16 protein-coding genes are annotated in these 18,187 nt (G+C 49.3%); 8 read left to right on the top strand and 8 right to left on the bottom strand.

Annotation, left to right across the window (positions count from 1 at the left end; all coding sequences use genetic code 11):
* Nucleotides 1–32: 32 nt before the first annotated feature.
* From CCE91_RS09880 to CCE91_RS09865, 4 genes are all read left to right on the top strand, one after another.
* Nucleotides 33–1,094, top strand: a complete 1,062-nt coding sequence (locus CCE91_RS09880; RefSeq protein ID WP_086435118.1) for a hypothetical protein — start codon at nucleotides 33–35, stop codon at nucleotides 1,092–1,094.
* Between the two features lie 127 nt (nucleotides 1,095–1,221).
* On the top strand, nucleotides 1,222–2,817 hold the full coding sequence (locus CCE91_RS09875; RefSeq protein ID WP_086435117.1) for an ABC-F family ATPase: 1,596 nt from the start codon (nucleotides 1,222–1,224) through the stop codon (nucleotides 2,815–2,817).
* A 194-nt stretch (nucleotides 2,818–3,011) separates the two neighbouring features.
* Nucleotides 3,012–4,163: a cyclopropane fatty acyl phospholipid synthase gene (gene cfa / locus CCE91_RS09870; protein WP_086435116.1), complete on the top strand. Its 1,152-nt coding sequence runs from the start codon at nucleotides 3,012–3,014 to the stop codon at nucleotides 4,161–4,163.
* Between the two features lie 60 nt (nucleotides 4,164–4,223).
* Nucleotides 4,224–5,906 (top strand): NAD-dependent malic enzyme, encoded by a 1,683-nt coding sequence (locus CCE91_RS09865; RefSeq protein ID WP_086435115.1) that lies wholly within the window; start codon nucleotides 4,224–4,226, stop codon nucleotides 5,904–5,906.
* Here CCE91_RS09865 and CCE91_RS09860 read toward each other — a convergent pair.
* On the bottom strand, nucleotides 5,903–7,165 hold the full coding sequence (locus CCE91_RS09860) for an Nramp family divalent metal transporter (protein WP_086435114.1): 1,263 nt from the start codon (nucleotides 7,163–7,165) through the stop codon (nucleotides 5,903–5,905). The two genes, CCE91_RS09865 and CCE91_RS09860, sit on opposite strands and share 4 nt — an antisense overlap.
* A 239-nt stretch (nucleotides 7,166–7,404) precedes the next feature.
* Here CCE91_RS09860 and CCE91_RS09855 point away from each other — a divergent pair, with 239 nt between their 5' ends.
* From CCE91_RS09855 to CCE91_RS09840, 4 genes are all read left to right on the top strand, one after another.
* Nucleotides 7,405–8,895, top strand: a complete 1,491-nt coding sequence (locus CCE91_RS09855; protein ID WP_086435113.1) for a SulP family inorganic anion transporter — start codon at nucleotides 7,405–7,407, stop codon at nucleotides 8,893–8,895.
* A 24-nt stretch (nucleotides 8,896–8,919) separates the two neighbouring features.
* Entirely contained in the window at nucleotides 8,920–9,771 is an 852-nt protein-coding gene (locus tag CCE91_RS09850) for a universal stress protein (RefSeq protein ID WP_086435112.1), read from the top strand.
* A gap of 124 nt (nucleotides 9,772–9,895) precedes the next feature.
* Nucleotides 9,896–10,981 carry an alanine racemase gene (alr, locus tag CCE91_RS09845; RefSeq protein WP_086435111.1) on the top strand — a complete coding sequence of 362 codons (1,086 nt, stop codon included), beginning with the start codon at nucleotides 9,896–9,898 and terminating at the stop codon, nucleotides 10,979–10,981.
* A 21-nt stretch (nucleotides 10,982–11,002) separates the two neighbouring features.
* Nucleotides 11,003–12,019, top strand: coding sequence for a CNNM domain-containing protein (locus CCE91_RS09840; RefSeq protein WP_086435110.1), 1,017 nt, complete (start codon nucleotides 11,003–11,005; stop codon nucleotides 12,017–12,019).
* Between the two features lie 2 nt (nucleotides 12,020–12,021).
* On the opposite strand, the gene CCE91_RS09835 is transcribed toward CCE91_RS09840, so the two are convergent.
* The 7 genes from CCE91_RS09835 to CCE91_RS09805 all read right to left on the bottom strand — a co-directional run bounded on the left by CCE91_RS09835 (nucleotide 12,022) and on the right by CCE91_RS09805 (nucleotide 18,059).
* A complete protein-coding gene (locus CCE91_RS09835; RefSeq protein ID WP_234996315.1) occupies nucleotides 12,022–12,762 on the bottom strand; it encodes a sulfite exporter TauE/SafE family protein in 741 nt (246 codons plus the stop codon).
* Nucleotides 12,763–12,840: 78 nt separating this feature from the next.
* Nucleotides 12,841–13,830 carry a helix-turn-helix transcriptional regulator gene (locus CCE91_RS09830; protein WP_086435109.1) on the bottom strand — a complete coding sequence of 330 codons (990 nt, stop codon included), beginning with the start codon at nucleotides 13,828–13,830 and terminating at the stop codon, nucleotides 12,841–12,843.
* 151 nt (nucleotides 13,831–13,981) lie between these two features.
* Entirely contained in the window at nucleotides 13,982–14,239 is a 258-nt protein-coding gene (locus CCE91_RS09825) for a hypothetical protein (protein WP_157984162.1), read from the bottom strand.
* A 229-nt stretch (nucleotides 14,240–14,468) separates the two neighbouring features.
* Nucleotides 14,469–15,365: a substrate-binding periplasmic protein gene (locus CCE91_RS09820; RefSeq protein ID WP_198678018.1), complete on the bottom strand. Its 897-nt coding sequence runs from the start codon at nucleotides 15,363–15,365 to the stop codon at nucleotides 14,469–14,471.
* A 123-nt stretch (nucleotides 15,366–15,488) separates the two neighbouring features.
* Complete coding sequence (locus tag CCE91_RS09815; RefSeq protein ID WP_086435107.1) at nucleotides 15,489–15,932, bottom strand: YaiI/YqxD family protein; 444 nt, start codon at nucleotides 15,930–15,932, stop codon at nucleotides 15,489–15,491.
* A 102-nt stretch (nucleotides 15,933–16,034) separates the two neighbouring features.
* Nucleotides 16,035–16,565, bottom strand: coding sequence for a DUF6436 domain-containing protein (locus tag CCE91_RS09810; RefSeq protein ID WP_086435106.1), 531 nt, complete (start codon nucleotides 16,563–16,565; stop codon nucleotides 16,035–16,037).
* A complete protein-coding gene (locus tag CCE91_RS09805) occupies nucleotides 16,566–18,059 on the bottom strand; it encodes a methyl-accepting chemotaxis protein (RefSeq protein WP_086435105.1) in 1,494 nt (497 codons plus the stop codon). It lies immediately after the preceding gene.
* Nucleotides 18,060–18,187: the final 128 nt, after the last annotated feature.

Here is an 18,187-nt window from a genome sequence, read left to right as displayed (position 1 = left end):
GTATGTTGAGTTTAGGTTTTATGGAGATAACTGTGACTAAACGCGATTGGATGCGACAACGACTTTGGTTTACTACGGTACCGCTGCTTGCGGTGCTGTTCAGCGCGCAACTAAGTGCTCAGTCCGCGCCCCCTGAAGAAGCCACTGAGCAGTCTGAAGAGCAGTCACAGGAACAGTCACAAGCCGAGCGGTACCCAACTCACCCGCCAACTGAAGCCGACCGCATTTGGGTTGACGGTTTTCGCGATGGCGTTCAAACGGTACTTGATAGCACCGCCAGTTGGGTAGATGGTTTCTTTGGCGAGCCGCTCGACTCAGACAAATACGAAGGCAGCACCGGCCGATTAATTGTTGCCCCGCAATGGGACGAACACGACGGGTTCAGTATTGACTCCAGCTTCCGCGCTAAACTAAAAATCCCGCACGCAAAAGAGCAGTTTTCCGCGGTTATCGGCCGCGGTGACTTTGATGACTTTGTTGCCGGTGACGCCCAACGTCGCCCTTCCGTCATGCGCCGCACTCAGGGCGACGACGAATGGCTGGTTGGCTTAGGTTTTGACCCTTACTTAGACAATCAGCACGACTTGTCTTTTGGAGCCGGCATTCGTGGTGGCCTCAAGCTCGACACTTATGTTCGCGCCCGCTACCGCTTCGAAACTATGGTTGCCGACAATGCTGAAATAGCGGTTCAGTCGGTTGGTTTCTGGCGTGACAGCGACGGCTTCGGCGTGGCACAAGATATTCATCATGAAGTTGCATTGCACCAGCGCTGGGTTGCTAAAACCTATGCCCGAGCGACCTTTGCCGAGCGTACTGACGGCATTCGCTGGAACGCCAACTCGCGTATTTATTATTTATATGACACCAATCGCGCCCTGGCCAGCGAAGTCTGGATTTACGGTGAAACCCATCACGAGGCCCCGATTCAGGACTACGGTATTCGCGGTATTCACCGGCAGCGGTTCTTACGCGAATGGCTGTTTATGGAAACCTGGATTGGCACCCACTGGCCGAAGGAAACCGAGCTCCAGCAACGCACCACGCGCTGGATGGTCGGCATAGAATTTGAAATGATCTTAGGCAACACTGGGTAAGGGCGCCCAGACAGCTTGTTAACAATTCGTAAGAATCCCTTATTTCCTGAAAGAATCTTTGTAATTTCGACCTAAAAAGCGTACATTACCGCGCTCAATTTTTAGTCTATAGCTGAGTACGCGATTCGTGATTTCTACCGCAAATATCACCATGCAATTTGGTGCCAAGCCGTTATTTGAAAATATCTCGGTAAAGTTTGGTGAAGGCAACCGTTACGGCCTGATTGGCGCCAATGGTTGTGGCAAGTCCACCTTTATGAAAATCCTTTCAGGCGATCTGGAACCGTCTTCTGGCAACGTGTCCGTTGCGCCGAACATGCGTGTTGGTAAATTGCGCCAGGATCAATTCGCCTACGAAGAGTTCTCCGTAGTCGACACTGTCATCATGGGTCATGAAGAGCTGTGGAAGGTAAAAGTAGAACGCGACCGTATTTATGGCAGCGCTGAAATGAGCGATGCGGACGGCATGCGTGTTGCCGATTTAGAAACCGAGTTCGCGGAAATGGACGGTTACACCGCCGAATCCCGCGCCGGTGAAATTCTACTGGGCGTAGGTATTCCTCTGGAAAATCATTTTGAGCCAATGGCTGCCATAGCGCCGGGCTTAAAACTGCGAGTGCTATTGGCGCAGGTGTTGTTCTCAGATCCAGACATTATGTTGCTGGACGAACCAACCAACAACCTGGACATTAACACCATTCGCTGGCTGGAAACTGTGCTGCGTGATCGCAACTGCACCATGATTATTATTTCGCACGATCGCCACTTCTTAAACAGTGTCTGTACGCATATGGCAGATATTGATTACGGCGAACTGCGCCTGTATCCGGGTAACTACGACCAATATATGTTTGCGGCAACTCAGGCTCGCGAACAGCTGTTGAGTGATAACGCTAAGAAGAAAGAAAAAATATCTGAGCTACAAAGCTTCGTAAGCCGTTTCTCTGCGAATGCATCTAAAGCCAAACAGGCAACGTCACGTGCGAAGCAAATTGAAAAAATTCAGCTCAGCGAAGTGAAAGCATCCAGTCGCGTCAATCCTTTTATCAGGTTCGATCAAACCAAAAAGCTGTTCCGGCAGGCGCTTGAGTTTAAAGACCTGAAGAAAAGCTTTGATGACGAACAGGTATTAACTGGCTTGAGTGCGCAAATTGAAGTAGGCGAAAAAGTAGCTATTTTGGGTGCCAACGGTATTGGTAAAACCACCCTGCTGAAATGTTTGCTGAACGAGTACACGCCGGATTCCGGTTTGGTGAAGTGGTCTGAAAACTGCAATATCGGTTATTGCCCACAAGACCATGCGCATATGTTTAAACAAAACATGACGGTGTTCGACTGGATGGATCAATGGAAGCAGCCAAGCGATGACGAGCAAGCCGTGCGTGGTGTGCTGGGTCGCTTATTGTTCTCCGCCAATGACATTGGTAAGAAAGTAAATGTACTTTCCGGTGGCGAAAAAGGCCGCATGGTATTTGGTAAGCTGATTCTGCAACGACCAAATATTCTGGTTATGGACGAACCTACCAACCATTTGGATATGGAGTCCATTGAATCACTCAATATGGCGTTAGAACTGTTCGAAGGCACACTGATATTTGTGAGCCACGACCGCGAATTCGTATCAACGCTGGCAAACCGTATCATTGAGATTACGGCTAACGATATTCGAGACTTCAGCGGTACTTATGACGAATATTTAGCGCAACAGGAAGCCGCCGCCTAAAGCTGCTTCAAATAAGTAAGGTGACGCTCTGCATGGGCATTTGCTATAATCCTCACCCATGCAAAGTGTCAACCAACGTCCACATACTATTACGCCGCCCTAACCGCGCGACTTAGCATTCTTCTTACGAAATCTGCTAAGTTTTAGCAGGTTCCTTTTGCTTGTGTCACACAACGAGAACAAAAGAGAGTGATATGGCTGCGAAATTATCAAAGAATCATAATCTGGATGAACAATTTACTCGCCTGCTGAAAGAAGCTGGTATTACCGTTAATGGAACGGCACCGCAGGATATTCAATTGCATCAAACAGGCATTGTCGATGCCGCTCTGGCCCGAGGCAATCTGGCGCTGGGTGAAGCCTATATGAATGGAGCCTGGGATGTTGCTGAGCTCGACCAATTTTTCTATCACATATTGCGTGGGCAAATTAACGAAAAAGTAAATCCCAAGTCGCTCATCTGGCAGGCGCTGAAGGTAAAACTACTGAACCTGCAGTCCAATTCACGTGCCTTTGAAGTGGGTGAACAGCACTACGATAAAGGCAACGATCTATATAAAGCCATGCTCGATAGCCGCCTCACTTATACCTGCGGTTATTGGCGCGACACCGACAATCTGGAAGATGCTCAAACCGCCAAACTGGATCTGATTTGTCGCAAACTTAAGCTTGAGAAAGGCATGCGCGTATTAGATATTGGCTGCGGCTGGGGTAGCTTTATGCGCTACGCAGCTGAGCACTACGGTGTCGAATGTGTCGGCGTTACGGTTTCACGTGAACAGGTGGCCTGGGCCGAAGAACATCATAGCGACTATCCGCTTACCTTCAAGCTGCAGGATTATCGTGAACTGGGTACTACTGAGGCCGAAAAACATAGCTTTGACCGGGTGGTCAGTATTGGAATGTTTGAACATGTAGGTCGCAAGAACCATCGCACCTTTATGCAAGTGGCAGCGCGTTGCTTAAAGCCAGAGGGCTTGATGCTGCTACATACCATTGGTAAAAATAAACGTAACTCAACAACAGACCCGTGGATTGATAAGTATATTTTTCCAAACGGAGATTTACCTTCAATTGGCCAAATTGGCGATGCAATAGATGGTGTTTTCGTTGCCGAAGACTTACATAACTTTGGGGCTGATTACGACAAAACACTGATGGCCTGGGCAGCGAACTTTGAAGCCGCCTGGCCCGAATTAAAACAGAACTACGATGAAACATTCTATCGAATGTGGCGTTACTACTTATATTCTTGCGCCGGAGCTTTCCGGGCGCGCGACATTCAGTTGTGGCAGTGGGTGTTAAGTCCACAGGGGCAGCTCGACGGTTATCAGCGCGTGAGTTAGCCATACACACCCTAAGCACAACACAAGCAATTTCACTTATTAAGCGAGTCGGATAAAACTATGAGCAGTAAACCTTTATATATTCCCTACGCAGGGCCGTCATTGTTGGAAACGCCGTTACTCAATAAAGGCAGCGCCTTTAGTAAAGAAGAACGCGCTGCTTTCAACCTTACCGGGTTGTTGCCGCCTCGATACGAATCTATTGAAGAGCAAGTAAGCCGCGCTTATCGGCAGTATTCCAGCTTTGATACCGACTTGAATAAACACATTTATTTGCGCGCCATTCAGGACAACAACGAAACGCTGTTTTACCGACTCATTACCGATCATCTGGAAGAGATGATGCCGATTATTTACACCCCGACCGTGGGTGATGCCTGTGAGCAATTCTCAGATATTTATCGCAGTTCCCGTGGCTTGTTTATCTCCTACAAAGAGCGCGACCAGTTGGACGATATTCTGCGTAACGCCACCAAACGCAAAGTGAAAGTGATAGTTGTAACCGATGGTGAGCGCGTGCTGGGCCTTGGCGATCAGGGTATTGGCGGCATGGGTATTCCCATCGGTAAACTGTCGCTGTACACCGCTTGTGGGGGTATCAGCCCGGCTTACACGCTGCCAATAATGCTGGACGTTGGTACCAACAACGAAAAGCTGCTGAATGACCCTATGTACATGGGTGCCCGTCATAAGCGTATTGGTCAGGAAGAATATGACGACTTCCTGGATAAGTTTATGCACGCCGTGAAGCGCCGTTGGCCGGAAGCTATGATTCAGTTTGAAGATTTTGCACAGCCAAATGCAACACCGCTATTGCAGCGCTACCGCGACAAGTTCTGCTGTTTTAACGACGATATTCAGGGTACGGCTGCGGTTACCGTAGGTACCTTACTTGCCGCCTGTAAAGCCAAAGGCACTCGCCTGTGTGACCAGAAAGTAGTGTTTGTTGGCGCTGGTTCTGCCGGTTGCGGTATTGCCGAGCAAGTGATTACTCAAATGCGCGCCGAAGGATTGTCAGATGAGCAAGCGCGTTCGCAAGTGTTTATGGTGGACCGCTTTGGTTTGCTAACCGAAGGCATGACCGGCTTACGCGACTTTCAGCAGGCTCTGGTGCAAACTCCGCAACGACTGAAGGAATGGCAATACAGTGGCAACTATGCCTCTTTGCTGGACGTGATGCACTGTGCCGAACCGGGCATTCTCATTGGCGTATCGGGCCAGCCTGGGTTGTTCACTGAGCAAGTAGTAAGAGCTATGCATCAGGGCTGCAAAACACCCATTATTTTCCCACTGAGCAACCCGTCACGTCAGATTGAAGCTGTGCCAAAAGATCTGGTGGAATGGACTGACGGTGACGTGATTATGGCAACCGGTAGCCCTTATTCGCCAATTCACTATAAAGGGAAATGGCATGCGGTTGCGCAGTGCAACAACAGCTATATATTCCCGGGCATAGGTTTAGGTGTGCTGGCTGCAAAAGCGCGCATTATTACCGATGAAATGCTGATGGCAGCCAGTGAAGTGTTGGCGAATAGTTCGCCGCGCTTAGCCGACCCGGAAGATTCCTTGCTGCCACCGCTTACCGCAGTGGACGAGCTTAGCAAAAAGATTGCGTTTGCGGTGGCTAAAGTGGCACAGCAACAGGACTTAGCCTTGCCCATTGAGGACGACGAACTGAATGCTCGCATTAATGGTAATTTCTGGGAACCAGAATACCGCGACTACAAGCGCGTTAGTATTTAACTGTATAAGCCGAATGCGGCACCTAAACTACGCGCACTAAGTAACAATGACACCAGCAATACCAGGCCGCCGAGCAGATTCTGCCGGCGGCTATTTTTATGCCCCTGCATACGTTGATGGTTGCATACCATCAGCAGAAACACGGTAATTACTGGCAGCAAAATTCCATTCGCCACCTGCGCAAACCAGATAATATTTACCGGTTTTAAGCCCAGTGAAGAAATCACCACACCAATAATCAGAATGGCCAACCAAGTTAAGCGGAACGGCCAGCTATCTAATCGGCGGCTAAAACCAAGCACACCACACAAGGCATAGGCTGATGCCAGCGGTGCCGTCATCGCCGACGAAATCCCTGCCGCAAATAGTCCACCAGCCATGAGCCAGGTAGCGCTGTTACCAAACAAAGGCGTTAACGACTGCGCTAAATCCGCAGCGCCTTCAATACCTACTTGCTGGCCAAAAAATGCCGAAGCGGCCGTAGACACTATGGCAATAGAAATCAGGCCACCTAAAGGTATAGAGATAAATAAGTCAGTGCGTACCGCTTTTAAATCTTCTGGGTGGTGCCATTTATCGGCGGCACTGGCCGCATGCAAAAACAGATTATAAGGAACCACTGTCGTACCAATAAGCGCAACCACAGTTAAGGTGGCCCCAGTTGGAATAGACGGGATCAATAAGCCACTAAAAAACGCACCAAAGTCAGGCTGGGTAATTAAAAAGGTGCAAATAAAGGCCAGGCTCATGAAAATAACCAGCCCGATAAGTACCTTCTCGATCAGCCGCGCATTGCCAGTCCACAGCAGCACTCCGGCAATTAAGCCAATAATCACAGCCCAGGGGTTGTCCAGCCAGCTACTTAACCAGGGTAGGGTACCAAGCAAGCCTTCGGCACCCATGCTGGCACCTGACAAATTACCGCCCTGATACACGCTATTCCCCACCACCACGGCCCCAACCACCAGGGCTATGATGGTGAATTTACCGAACGGATTTTCAATCACAGTGCGAATGTTCTCGCCCAGGCCTTGCTGGGTTATTACCCCAAGCCGGGCAGCCATTTCCTGTAGCACCAAAGTGGCAGCGACTGAAAACACCAACGCCCACAGCAGTGCGTAGCCATAATTAGCGCCTGCTAATGACGCCGTAACTACTGTACCCGGGCCAATAAAGGCAGCGGCAACGAGCGCTCCTGGACCAAATTCGGTCAGGCGCTCACGAAATGATTTTGAGGTTTTTAGTTCTTGTTTTTGCATGCACGCATACTAGACTAATTTGCAACCATAAGTCTATTCGGGTAGTATTCGCGCGCTTTAGCCGTGCCCGCACAGCTATATTTCTATTCGCAACTTGAGACTGACATACCCATGTTACTAACGCCGCCCTAGCGTTTTGTTGTCTTGTGCTACTGAGTTTTTTTGAAACTTAGCTTATTGCTGTACCCGTTTTCTATCCGTTTTTCTATTTAAAATCTGTTTATAAGTGAATCAAATTCATGCTTAAAACCATTCAACAAAACTGGTTTTCGAACCTCCGTGGTGATCTGCTGGCCGGTATCGTGGTTGCGCTGGCGCTTATTCCCGAAGCTATCGCTTTCTCTATTATTGCCGGCGTAGACCCGAAAGTGGGTCTGTATGCGTCATTCTGTATTGCCGTAGTTATCTCCTTTGTGGGTGGCCGCCCGGGCATGATTAGTGCGGCTACCGGTGCCATGGCGCTGCTGATGGTAACTTTGGTAAAAGAACACGGGCTGGAATACCTGTTGGCGGCAACTTTGTTAACCGGCCTGCTCCAAATTGTGGCGGGTTACCTGAAGCTAGGTTCACTCATGCGCTTTGTCTCGCGCTCGGTGGTTACCGGCTTTGTGAACGCGCTGGCTATTCTTATTTTTATGGCGCAGTTGCCTGAATTAACCAATGTTACCTGGCATGTGTATGCCATGACTGCAGCTGGTTTGGGTATTATTTACTTGTTCCCTTACGTGCCATACATAGGTAAGGCGCTGCCTTCACCGCTGGTATGCATAGTGGGCTTAACCGTTTTCGCTATCGCAGTAGGGGTTGATGTTCGCACCGTAGGCGACATGGGCCAATTGCCCGATACCCTGCCAATATTTTTATGGCCTGACGTACCGCTAACCTTTGAAACCTTAGCTATCATTTTCCCATATTCAGCCGCACTTGCTGTGGTGGGTTTATTAGAGTCTATGATGACCGCCACTATTGTTGATGACTTAACCGACACCAACAGTGACAAGAACAAAGAATGTAAAGGCCAGGGTATTGCCAACATTGGTTCTGGCTTGCTAGGTGGTATGGCCGGTTGCGCCATGATTGGCCAGTCTATTATTAATGTAAAATCCGGTGGTCGTACGCGCTTGTCGTCACTAGCCGCGGGTGTATTCTTGCTGATTATGATTCTGGTATTAGATGAGTGGCTCAAGCAAATTCCAATGGCGGCATTGGTTGCGGTTATGATCATGGTTGCTATTGGTACCTTTAGCTGGGACTCCATTCGCAAAATGAAAAGCCATCCATTATCTACCAACATAGTGATGGTGACCACGGTAGTAGTGGTAGTAGCTACGCATAACCTGGCGCTTGGTGTTGGCGTGGGTGTGTTACTGGCCGCTATGTTCTTTGCTAATAAAATTGGCCACTTCATGCATATCAGCTCGAGCATTGACGATGGCGGTCATCAGCGCACTTATCAGGTTACCGGCCAGGTATTCTTTAGTTCCGCCGACAAGTTTGTGGAAGCTTTTGACTTTAAAGAAGCCGTGGATAACGTCATTATTGATTTAACCCGCGCTCATTTTTGGGACATTACCGCGGTAGCGGCACTAGATAAGGTGGTGATTAAATTCCGCCGCGAAGGTGCCGACGTTGAAGTACGCGGCTTAAACGAAGCCAGCGCCACTATTGTGGACCGCTTTGGTGTGCACGATAAACCTGATGCTGCAGACAGCATAATGGGCGGCCACTAGGCTGCTCCTGAGGAGACAACAACAATGACCAACGTAATTGGATGTATTGATGGATCAGCAGCAACCAACGCTGTGTGTGATTACTCTTCCTGGGCAGCTTTTCAGTTAGACGTGCCGCTGGTATTAGTTCATGTACTGGACAACAATCGCTTCCCAACCGAAACCAACGCCACCGGTAACATTGGCTTAGGCACGCGCGAGCAACTCCTGGAAGAGCTTGCGGAGCTGGATGCTCAGCGTGCCAAACTAGCTTTAAAACAAGGCAACCTGATGCTGGAAGCGGCCGAAACCCGGGCGCGTCAGGACGGCATAAAAAACGTGCAACTACGCCAGCGTCATGGCGAACTCGCTGACACCTTGCATGATATGGAAGAAGATATCCGTCTGGTGGTTTTGGGCTTGCACGGTGAAGACACCAGTGAGAATTCACAGCACATTGGCAGCCAGCTTGAAACTGTCATCCGCACCATGCATCGTCCGATTTTATTAACGCCATCGGACTACACCGCACCAGCCAGTGCCATGCTGGCGTTCGACGGTAGTGCAACCACCCGTAAAGGTGTGGAAATGATTGCCAAAAGCCCGCTGTTCAAAGGCATGCCAGTGCATGTGGTGATGGTAGATGCCGACACCAGTGACAACTGGGAAAAGCTTAAGTGGGCTGAAAAGCAACTCACCGACAACGGCCACGAAGCTCATATTGCGCTGAAAGCCGGTGAGGTTGAGCCAACCCTGCATGAGTACCAAAGTGAGCACAACATCGACATTATGGTGATGGGTGCTTACGGCCACTCGCGCATTCGGCAGTTTTTAGTAGGTAGCACCACCAGTAACATGCTGCAGGCCAGTAAAACCCCCTTACTGATTCTGCGTTAATTAACTACTGTTAACGCCCTGATAGTTTGGCTTTGGTAACGCTTTGCGGCATTATGTGAACCTTGTTCCATAAGCTTGTCAAAGCATTACCAGCCAAACCAGTCAGCCGGAGAACTCTGCGCACATGGGCGTACCATTTCGACGCACGAAAGCCATTATTGATACCAAGGCGTTACAGCAAAACTGTCGCAATATGCATGCCTTTGCGCCTGCCAGTAAGGTGTTAGCTACGGTAAAAGCCGATGCCTATGGCCACGGCGCTCTCACGGTAGCGCGCGCCTTGCAAGGCTGTGCCGAACAGCTGGGTGTAGCCTTTATCGATGAAGCACTGGATTTACGCCAGGCTGGCATTGAACTACCCATAGTTCTGTTAGATGGCTGCTTTAGCGAAGCCGAACTTGACCTGTGCTGCCAGCACCACTTTATTCCGGTTATTCACAATACTGAGCAAGTACAAGAGTTATTGGCAGCTACCCTGGCCAAGTCTCTAGTTGTTTGGTTGAAGTTAGACACAGGTATGCATCGGTTAGGATTAAATAGTACCGACTTTCAAAAGGCTTTAGAGCAACTAACCGCCAGTAAAAATGTAAGTCAGGTTATTGCCATGACTCACTTTGCTGACGCCGACAATACCGCCTCGGATTACACCAGCGTGCAACTCGCGCAGTTTGACCGAGTACTTGAAAACTACCCGGACATTCCCTGTAGTGTGGCAAACTCTGCTGGCCTGGCACACTGGCCAGCCGCGCGCCGGGAATGGCTGCGCTCGGGTTTGCTACTGTATGGCGTAACCCCGAACCCGGATTTACCAGCACCCTTTGCCATTACCCCGGTCATGACCCTGACCGCACCAGTAATTGCCGTACGGGACATTCCAGCCGGTGCTTATGTGGGCTATGGCTGCCGCTGGCAAGCTCGCCGCCCTTCCCGTATTGCTACTTTGGCGATTGGTTATGGCGACGGTTACCCGCGCCATGCCAGTGATGGCACACCGGTATGGTTGCATGGGCGCGAAGTACCACTGGTGGGCCGCGTGTCTATGGATATGATTACTGTGGACATAACTGATATGGCTGAAGTTGCTATTGGCGACGAAGCTGAGCTTTGGGGGCAGAACCTGTCGGTTCACGAAGTTGCACAGAAATGCGATACCATTTCCTACGAATTGCTTACCCGGGTTAGCCCTCGGGTTCCGCGCGAGATTATTTAATCCAGAGGCTTAGCGAACTATATGTTGTTGCTTATTGTATTTGCGTTAGTTGCTGTTGGTGTTTCTTTTATCTGCTCGATATTAGAAGCCGCATTGCTGTCGATAACACCAAGCTATGTGGCCGGACTGAAAAAAGACCGCCCCGCGCTGCACACCAAAATGCAAAACCTGAAAGCAAAAATCGACCAACCTCTGGCCGCTATTTTAACTCTGAATACTGTGGCCCATACCGCGGGTGCTGCCGGCGTTGGTGCCCAGGTAGCTGTGGTTTATGGTGATGGGTATCTGGGCATAGCCTCAGCGGTAATGACGGTGCTGATTCTGGTGCTATCGGAAATCATTCCGAAAACTATAGGTGCTAAATTCTGGCGTACTCTGGCCCCTATACTGCCAGCCACCCTGAACTTTATGATCTGGATACTCAAACCATTTATTGTGTTATCAGACATGATTACCAAAAATATTGGCGGCAAAGAAGACGACATTGATGTACGCGCAGAAATTAAAGCCATGGCGAGCTTAGGCCATGAACAGGAAGTTATGGATGCAAGTGAGCGCCGGGTTATTTCCAACATTCTGGATCTACACGAGCGCAAAGTACGGGATATCATGACTCCGCGAATGGTTTGTCAGGTCGTTAAACCTGAAACCACAGTGGCTGAATTTGTTGAGCAGCTGCGGCATCAACCCTTTTCACGCTACCCGGTGATTGATAAGGACGAAGCGCCACACGGCATTATCTTCAAATCCGATATGCTTGAGGCCGACCCGGTAAAATCTATTGGTGAGCTCGCCCGTGACGTTGAAACCGTAATGGACACAGTGGATGCAGATTCCTTAATGATGCGCATGCTGGAACAACGTCAGCACATGTGTCTGGTGTTTGACGAGCATGGCAGTTGGTTAGGCTTAGTGACGCTGGAAGACGTTATTGAAACTATTTTAGGCCAGCCTATTATGGACGAAACCGATAATGTTTCGAGTTTGCGCCGCTATGCCAAGCAGCGCTTTGGTCAACGCATCAAGAAAGACAACTAAGGTTATTGCAGTAGTGCTTGGTACAGCAAGCGCACCGCCAGAATACTGAGCACTAACTTAAACAGCAGGTCAAAACGTTTGTCGCTGATTTTACCAAGGGTATGCAGGCCCAACCAGGTACCCACTAGACCCGCTGCTATCATAAGCGCAATCAGCAACCACCAGTCGGCAAACACGAACCCCGCAAAACCAAACACAAAAGCTTTGGGGATATGCTGCACCGACATAGTAGCGGCGAAAGTGGCTACAACCTGATAGCGATCAATAAAACGGCTTTTAATAAAGGCACCAACCAGCGGTCCGGAAGCTCCAATAAATAACGCCAGAAACCCAGTTACCGAAGCCGCCACCGCCAGGCCGCGCCGCTTTAAAGCAACCGCAGGCAGCTTAGGCCCCCAGCATAAATACAGAATAAACAATGCGATAGTTAGCTGAACCACGGTAACCGGAAGTTGCAGTAAAATCAGGCTGGCCACAATAGCGCCGAGAATACTAAAGGGCGCAAACACCATCATGGTGGGCCAGTGAATATGGCGCCAGCTCATGCTCGCGCGGCCTAAGTTAGAGCCCAGTTGCACCATGCCATGTACAGGTATCAGCGCAGCCGGCGGTAGCAATATAGCCATAGCGGCAATCATAACCACGCCGCCACCAGCACCTAAAGTGGCGGTTAAAAAGGATGTGCCTGCAGACAATAATACCAGCCCCCAGAACACGGCTTCCGACACCATGGGGTCGATCATTATGGGTTACTTCCAGTAGCTGTGAACGAAGAGGGTTAAGATACCCAAAGTTGACCGCAAAATCTATGCGTTGGCGGGTTAGCCGTATTGATAGAACTTAATCATAGCACTGGCTTGAGAACCTAGTTCGTCACGCAATTCTTTTGGCTCAATCACTTCCACCTGAGCACCAAAGCTTAGCAACCACCACAATAGTTCGTCGGTGAGCTTCAAGTCAGCGCTTACTATCAGATTGTCGCCGTTATTCTGTATTTGCTGGGTGTCGTTCAACGGGGTTTCATACAAGTGGTGGCCCACGTTGCTACTAAACTTTAATACTACCCGGGCGTTCTTGTTGGTAAGACCGTTAGCAACTCTCGCGCCATGCAAATAGTCCCGAATATCGAAATTAGCGGGTAGCTTAGCCCGTGCTTTGCTAACTTTGATAGAAATAATACGTTGCAATGCCAACTGCCGAATATCGTCTTTGCCATCAAACTGGCAAATCAGGTAGGTAACCGCGCCACGATGCACAATACCCACCGGGCTAGCTGAACACTTACGCTCTTCACCGTTACGCCGGCTGTTATAGCTGAGCTGCAATTGCATACCTTGTTCCATCGCCTGGTAAATAGCATCTAGCACCAGCGGCTGAAACTCTGCCGGTTTTACTGCAACGCCGCGCGGAACTACATGTACCCGTTGCTGCCAGCTCTCGTAGCCCGACGCGGTGTCTTCCAGTAGTTTACGGGCAGCACTAAAGTTACCCTGCAGCTTTCGAAGTACTGCGTTCGGCAACAACAACTTCAGCTGTTGCTCCATAAGCAATACCGCTAATGCGGTCGGCATATCCAGCGAAGGTAGACTAATCGGGCTGTCCGCCAAAAAACTCCAGCCATAAGGTTTCGAGCGCTCGTCAGTAACTAACGGGAATACATCCGACAGTTCATTCAAATCACGTTGAATGGTTCGAACCGAAACGTCGAACCCCTGCCGGTACAATTTTTCCCGTAATGACGCAGGATCAATTTTCTGTGGTTGCCGCGGAATATGCTGCAGCATCATTAGATAGCGCAAAGCCGTCTGCATTAAACTACTCCATGTGGTTCATGCTATTTCGTGCGACTCGTCTAGATTAATTGGCTAGTGCGACAAGCTTTGTCGCACTGAAAAAATATTTCTTTACTCAGTTAAGAAAGTAACTCCGAAAGTGTATTAGTTTTCTCACGATTTGGATAAATCAGGTTGAACTTTTGAAAGGATTAATACGATGATACTCTCGGCTTTTACCTGAGCGTTTGCTGGTGTACATAGCCTGATCAGCATGGTACAAAATTTTTTCGGCGTCAAATCCAACCTCAAGCTCTGTGCAGGTTAACAAACCTACCGACATGGTTACCGGCCAATCGTTCGCGTCAAGCGCTGCCGTGACCAGATTTTTAAACTTAGTGATAGCCGCCTGTTGAGCTAAAAAGTGACTCGCTAAATGGTTTGGCAAAAGTGATAACACCACGTCGGTCGGTGGTTGTGATGAGATGCTTATTAGCACCGAAACGCACTTCGTTGCGCGTGGTGTGTTTATCGCGCCACTTATTCATGATTTTTCCTCAGTTGAATAAGTGGCCGATTTTATGTCATTTATGTTGGGTTACAATCAGCTCTGCACCTGATCTTATTCTAGATCAACAACCCTACAGTTAGTCTGGTTAATGGTGATCCGTTTTTGCTTAATTTGTAACAGATTCCTCAGTTTCTATATCCGATACTTCTGCACCATAGCGTGTCCGAATAGCTTCATAAGTGCCATTGCTCTGCACTACGGCTAACGCATCGTTAAAAGCCGCTACATAGCCTTCAGGCACCGATTTCTGACTAAACATAACGTACACATCACTGGCAGGTAGCTCAATATCGTGGCGCTCGATATCGTTTTCCAGCCCTTTACGCCGGAGTATGGACGCAGCCACCAGGGTATCTTCTAAAAAGGCGTCAATTTCACCGTCTAGTAGTCGTGCAATATTTAGCTCGCTAATAATAGCACCTACCACCAGGCCATTGCTTTCGCCTTCACGCAGCACCTCGCGTAAGTCCTCGCCATAGTAGTATTCATTAACCACGCCAAGCTTATTGCCTGCCTGAACAAACTCGGTCACGTTGTCGGCAGCAAAACTATCGGTGTCGTTTTGGCGAACGAAAAGCACAAACTGTTCCTGCCGATAAGGTTCGGAAAAATGGGCATACTCATGACGAGCTTCGGTTTTCGATGCTCCCAGCACAAAATCAACTTCGCCGCGGCGAAGTTTACTGAGTAATTCCCGCCAGGTACCTTGTTCCGCTTTTAAATCACAGCCCATTTGCTCGACTACGGCCTCAGCAATTTCAACATCAAGGCCGCTAACTTCATCACCTACCGAAACATACTGGTAGGGTTCCCAGGCTTGAAAGCCCATAGTTAGACTGCAATTGGAACTAACCTCAGTAACAGCTTCGTCAGCACTACTAACCTCGGTTGGTTGTGGTTTTTCGTCGAGGGGCTCAGGATCTGTTTTCGCGTCTTGTGCTGGTGAACAGGCCGCCAATACGAAGGTGAACAACATTGGATACAACAGGTGTCTGGCATTCATAGCAATACTCCCGTGTTTTAAAGCGACATTATTTCCATCGCGCATTTTCAGTATAGACAGGAATTATATTGCAGCAAATTTAAAGTAAAGATTGCGAAAATTAATAGCCTACTGAAGTGCTTATCAAGCTCTGGCTAAAATCCGATCCAGGTGATCGGCAAAGTTCTTACGATCAGTATTGCTCAGCGGTGGCGGCCCGCCCGACTGCACCCCGCTACTACGCATGGTGTCCATAAAATCTCGAATATTCAGTCGTTGCCGAATATTTTCGGAAGTAAATAGTTCGCCACGCGGACTCAGTGCCTGCCCATGCTTTTCAATCACTTCAGCAGCCAGCGGAATATCGCTGGTAATGACCAAATCGCCAGCATTGCAACGGCGCACAATCTCATGGTCCGCCACATCAAAGCCAGCGCCAACCTGAATCATTTTAATAAAGCGCGATGGCGGTATTTTAATGCGTTGATTGGCCACCAACCACAAGGGTAATTGCTTGCGTTCAGCCGCACGAAACAAAATTTCTCGCACCGTTACTGGGCACGCATCAGCGTCTATATATATTTCCATAATGAGAGCTAGTTACTAAATCCTAATCACCGGAATAGCAGTGATGATAAAGCATGAGAGGTCATTGCAGAAGCAGTAATCGGCAATAGGCTTAGTAGAGCTTCAGGCTGAGGTAGGGCAATAGCAGCCGCGACTCTGGGTGTTTACCCAGCCGCCGGGGGCAGAAGCTTCCGCAAGTGCTGGCAGCAGGGTTTCAACAAAACTAGACGCTGAAGAACAAAACGCACCCGCTGAATAGGGCCCGATATAAGCAAGCTCCCCCTGAGCGTTCAGCAAAATAACCGCTGGCGTTGCCGGTAACCACCGCTGCAGTTCATCACTCGCTTCTAAACTTAAGTAGCTAACTTGAAGGCCTTGTTGCTCGGCTTGTCCGGTAAGGTCCGTGATATGGCTCTGGGCACGCCAGTTACAGTGGCAATCGGCTGACTTAATGTGCACCACAGTACCGCTACCAGACACTAGCGGCACGCGTTTGCGCAGCGCTTGCTCCAGCTGTTGTTCAAAATTCGGCTGACTGGCTTGGTGCTCCAGTGCTCCGGCGGGGTCAAACCAGCTTAATTGACCGCCCAAAAACCAGTATAAGCTGCCCACACAGGCCACCAGCCACACTCCCAACACTAGTGCCAGACGCATTTAGCGTACCTGAAACCGCTGTATGTGCTGATGTAGCTTGGCTACCGCCGAACTCAACTCACTAATGTGGCTGTCGGTATTTAAACTTAACTCAAGTTGCTGCTGCGACAACTCGTATAAGCTACTGGCTGACACATTAATTTCTTCCGACGCTTCCGATTGTTCATCAGTGGCTGTGGCTACCGCAAAAATGTCGTCGCCAACTTGCTCTACGTGGTGTTTAACCTGACTCATAGAGTCTGCTACCGTGCGGGACTCCTGTGCCACCCGGTCAATTTGTGCCACACAACTTTCCATAGCCGCCACCGCCGACGTTACCTCGGCCAGAATTGAGTCGCTGATGGTACTGATTTCTTCGGCGTTTTCACCAGAATTGGTGGCCAGCGCGCGAACTTCATCAGCAACTACCGCAAAGCCACGCCCTTGTTCACCCGCGCGAGCCGCCTCAATAGCAGCGTTTAAAGCCAATAGATTGGTTTGTTTAGCAATGGCATTAATAGCACCTATTACCTGAGTAATGTGCGCACATTTTTCATTGAGCGTAGCCAATGTTGACTGAGTGGTAATTATGTCTTTGCGCAACTGCTCAATGGTCATTACCGAGCTCTGCATAGACGAATCCGCGGCGGTACATTGCTCAACCGCATTGCCGGCCTGAGTACGGGCACCATTGGCTTGCTCCGACACAGCCTCGTTACTTTGGTTTATTTCAGTAATGGCAGCCGAAATACCCTGAATGCGCTGAGCACCCTGTTCGTTGCTTTGCGCCAGTCGCATTGAATAGTCACGCATGGTTCCAGTAATACTGCTGACCTGGTCACTAAGGGACCCGGCTTCTTCCAAGGTAGCCTGAATAGCCGCCACAAATTCCTGAAATTGTTTTAGTTCCTGATGCTTACTTGCCTTAGGTAGTTTCACGGTCAGGTTCAGGCGCTTCGGATCCCGCATAATATCGGCAATACTGTCTTGCAGAATGGATGATACCTGCGCCTCTTTATTGCTCTGGTATGAAATCAATGCCAGCACTGCGCCTTCCGCTACGGCAAAGCTGGCATGAATAGCCAAAATGCCAAGGGTTACGTAATCTTCAGCAAAAATGTAAACGCCAGCGCCGTTGCTTTGCAAAATAAAGAATAAAACGTGATGCACCGCCACCACAGCCACTGAGGTTACCAGCACTTTCCAGTCACGGTAGTAAACCAGAAACGCCATAACCGCAAAAATTTCGAAGTGTATTTCAACCAACCCCATGGTCTGGTCAATGTGCAACGCCGTGATTAACTGAATAGCAGCTGCAACTGCGTGACGGGTAATCGCATGTTGAGGAAGCTTTGCAATCAAGCTCAACGGCAACGCCACAATCAGAACCGAAATAAGCAGGGGAGCCATGAACTCACCGGTGAAAGTTCCGATGAATAAAGTGATGGCTACCTGAACCAGCAGTACATAAACAAAGACAGTATTTGCCTGCTTTATCCAGGGGCGTTGACGCATATAAGTACTTCCAAATAAGAATAAATAGTTTATCTGAGCTAATAAAGGGCGGGATTATGCGGTTGCTTTTTAACCAGCACAAGCTATTTATTAACCAATTGAGCTACTAGTACGTCGGCCCCGTAAAA

The sequence above is a fragment of the Pseudidiomarina planktonica genome (assembly GCF_900177775.1).
Taxonomy (GTDB): Bacteria; Pseudomonadota; Gammaproteobacteria; order Enterobacterales; family Alteromonadaceae; genus Pseudidiomarina; species Pseudidiomarina planktonica.
Note: the sequence above shows the minus strand (reverse complement) of the source record. Positions and strands in the feature narration are given on the sequence as shown.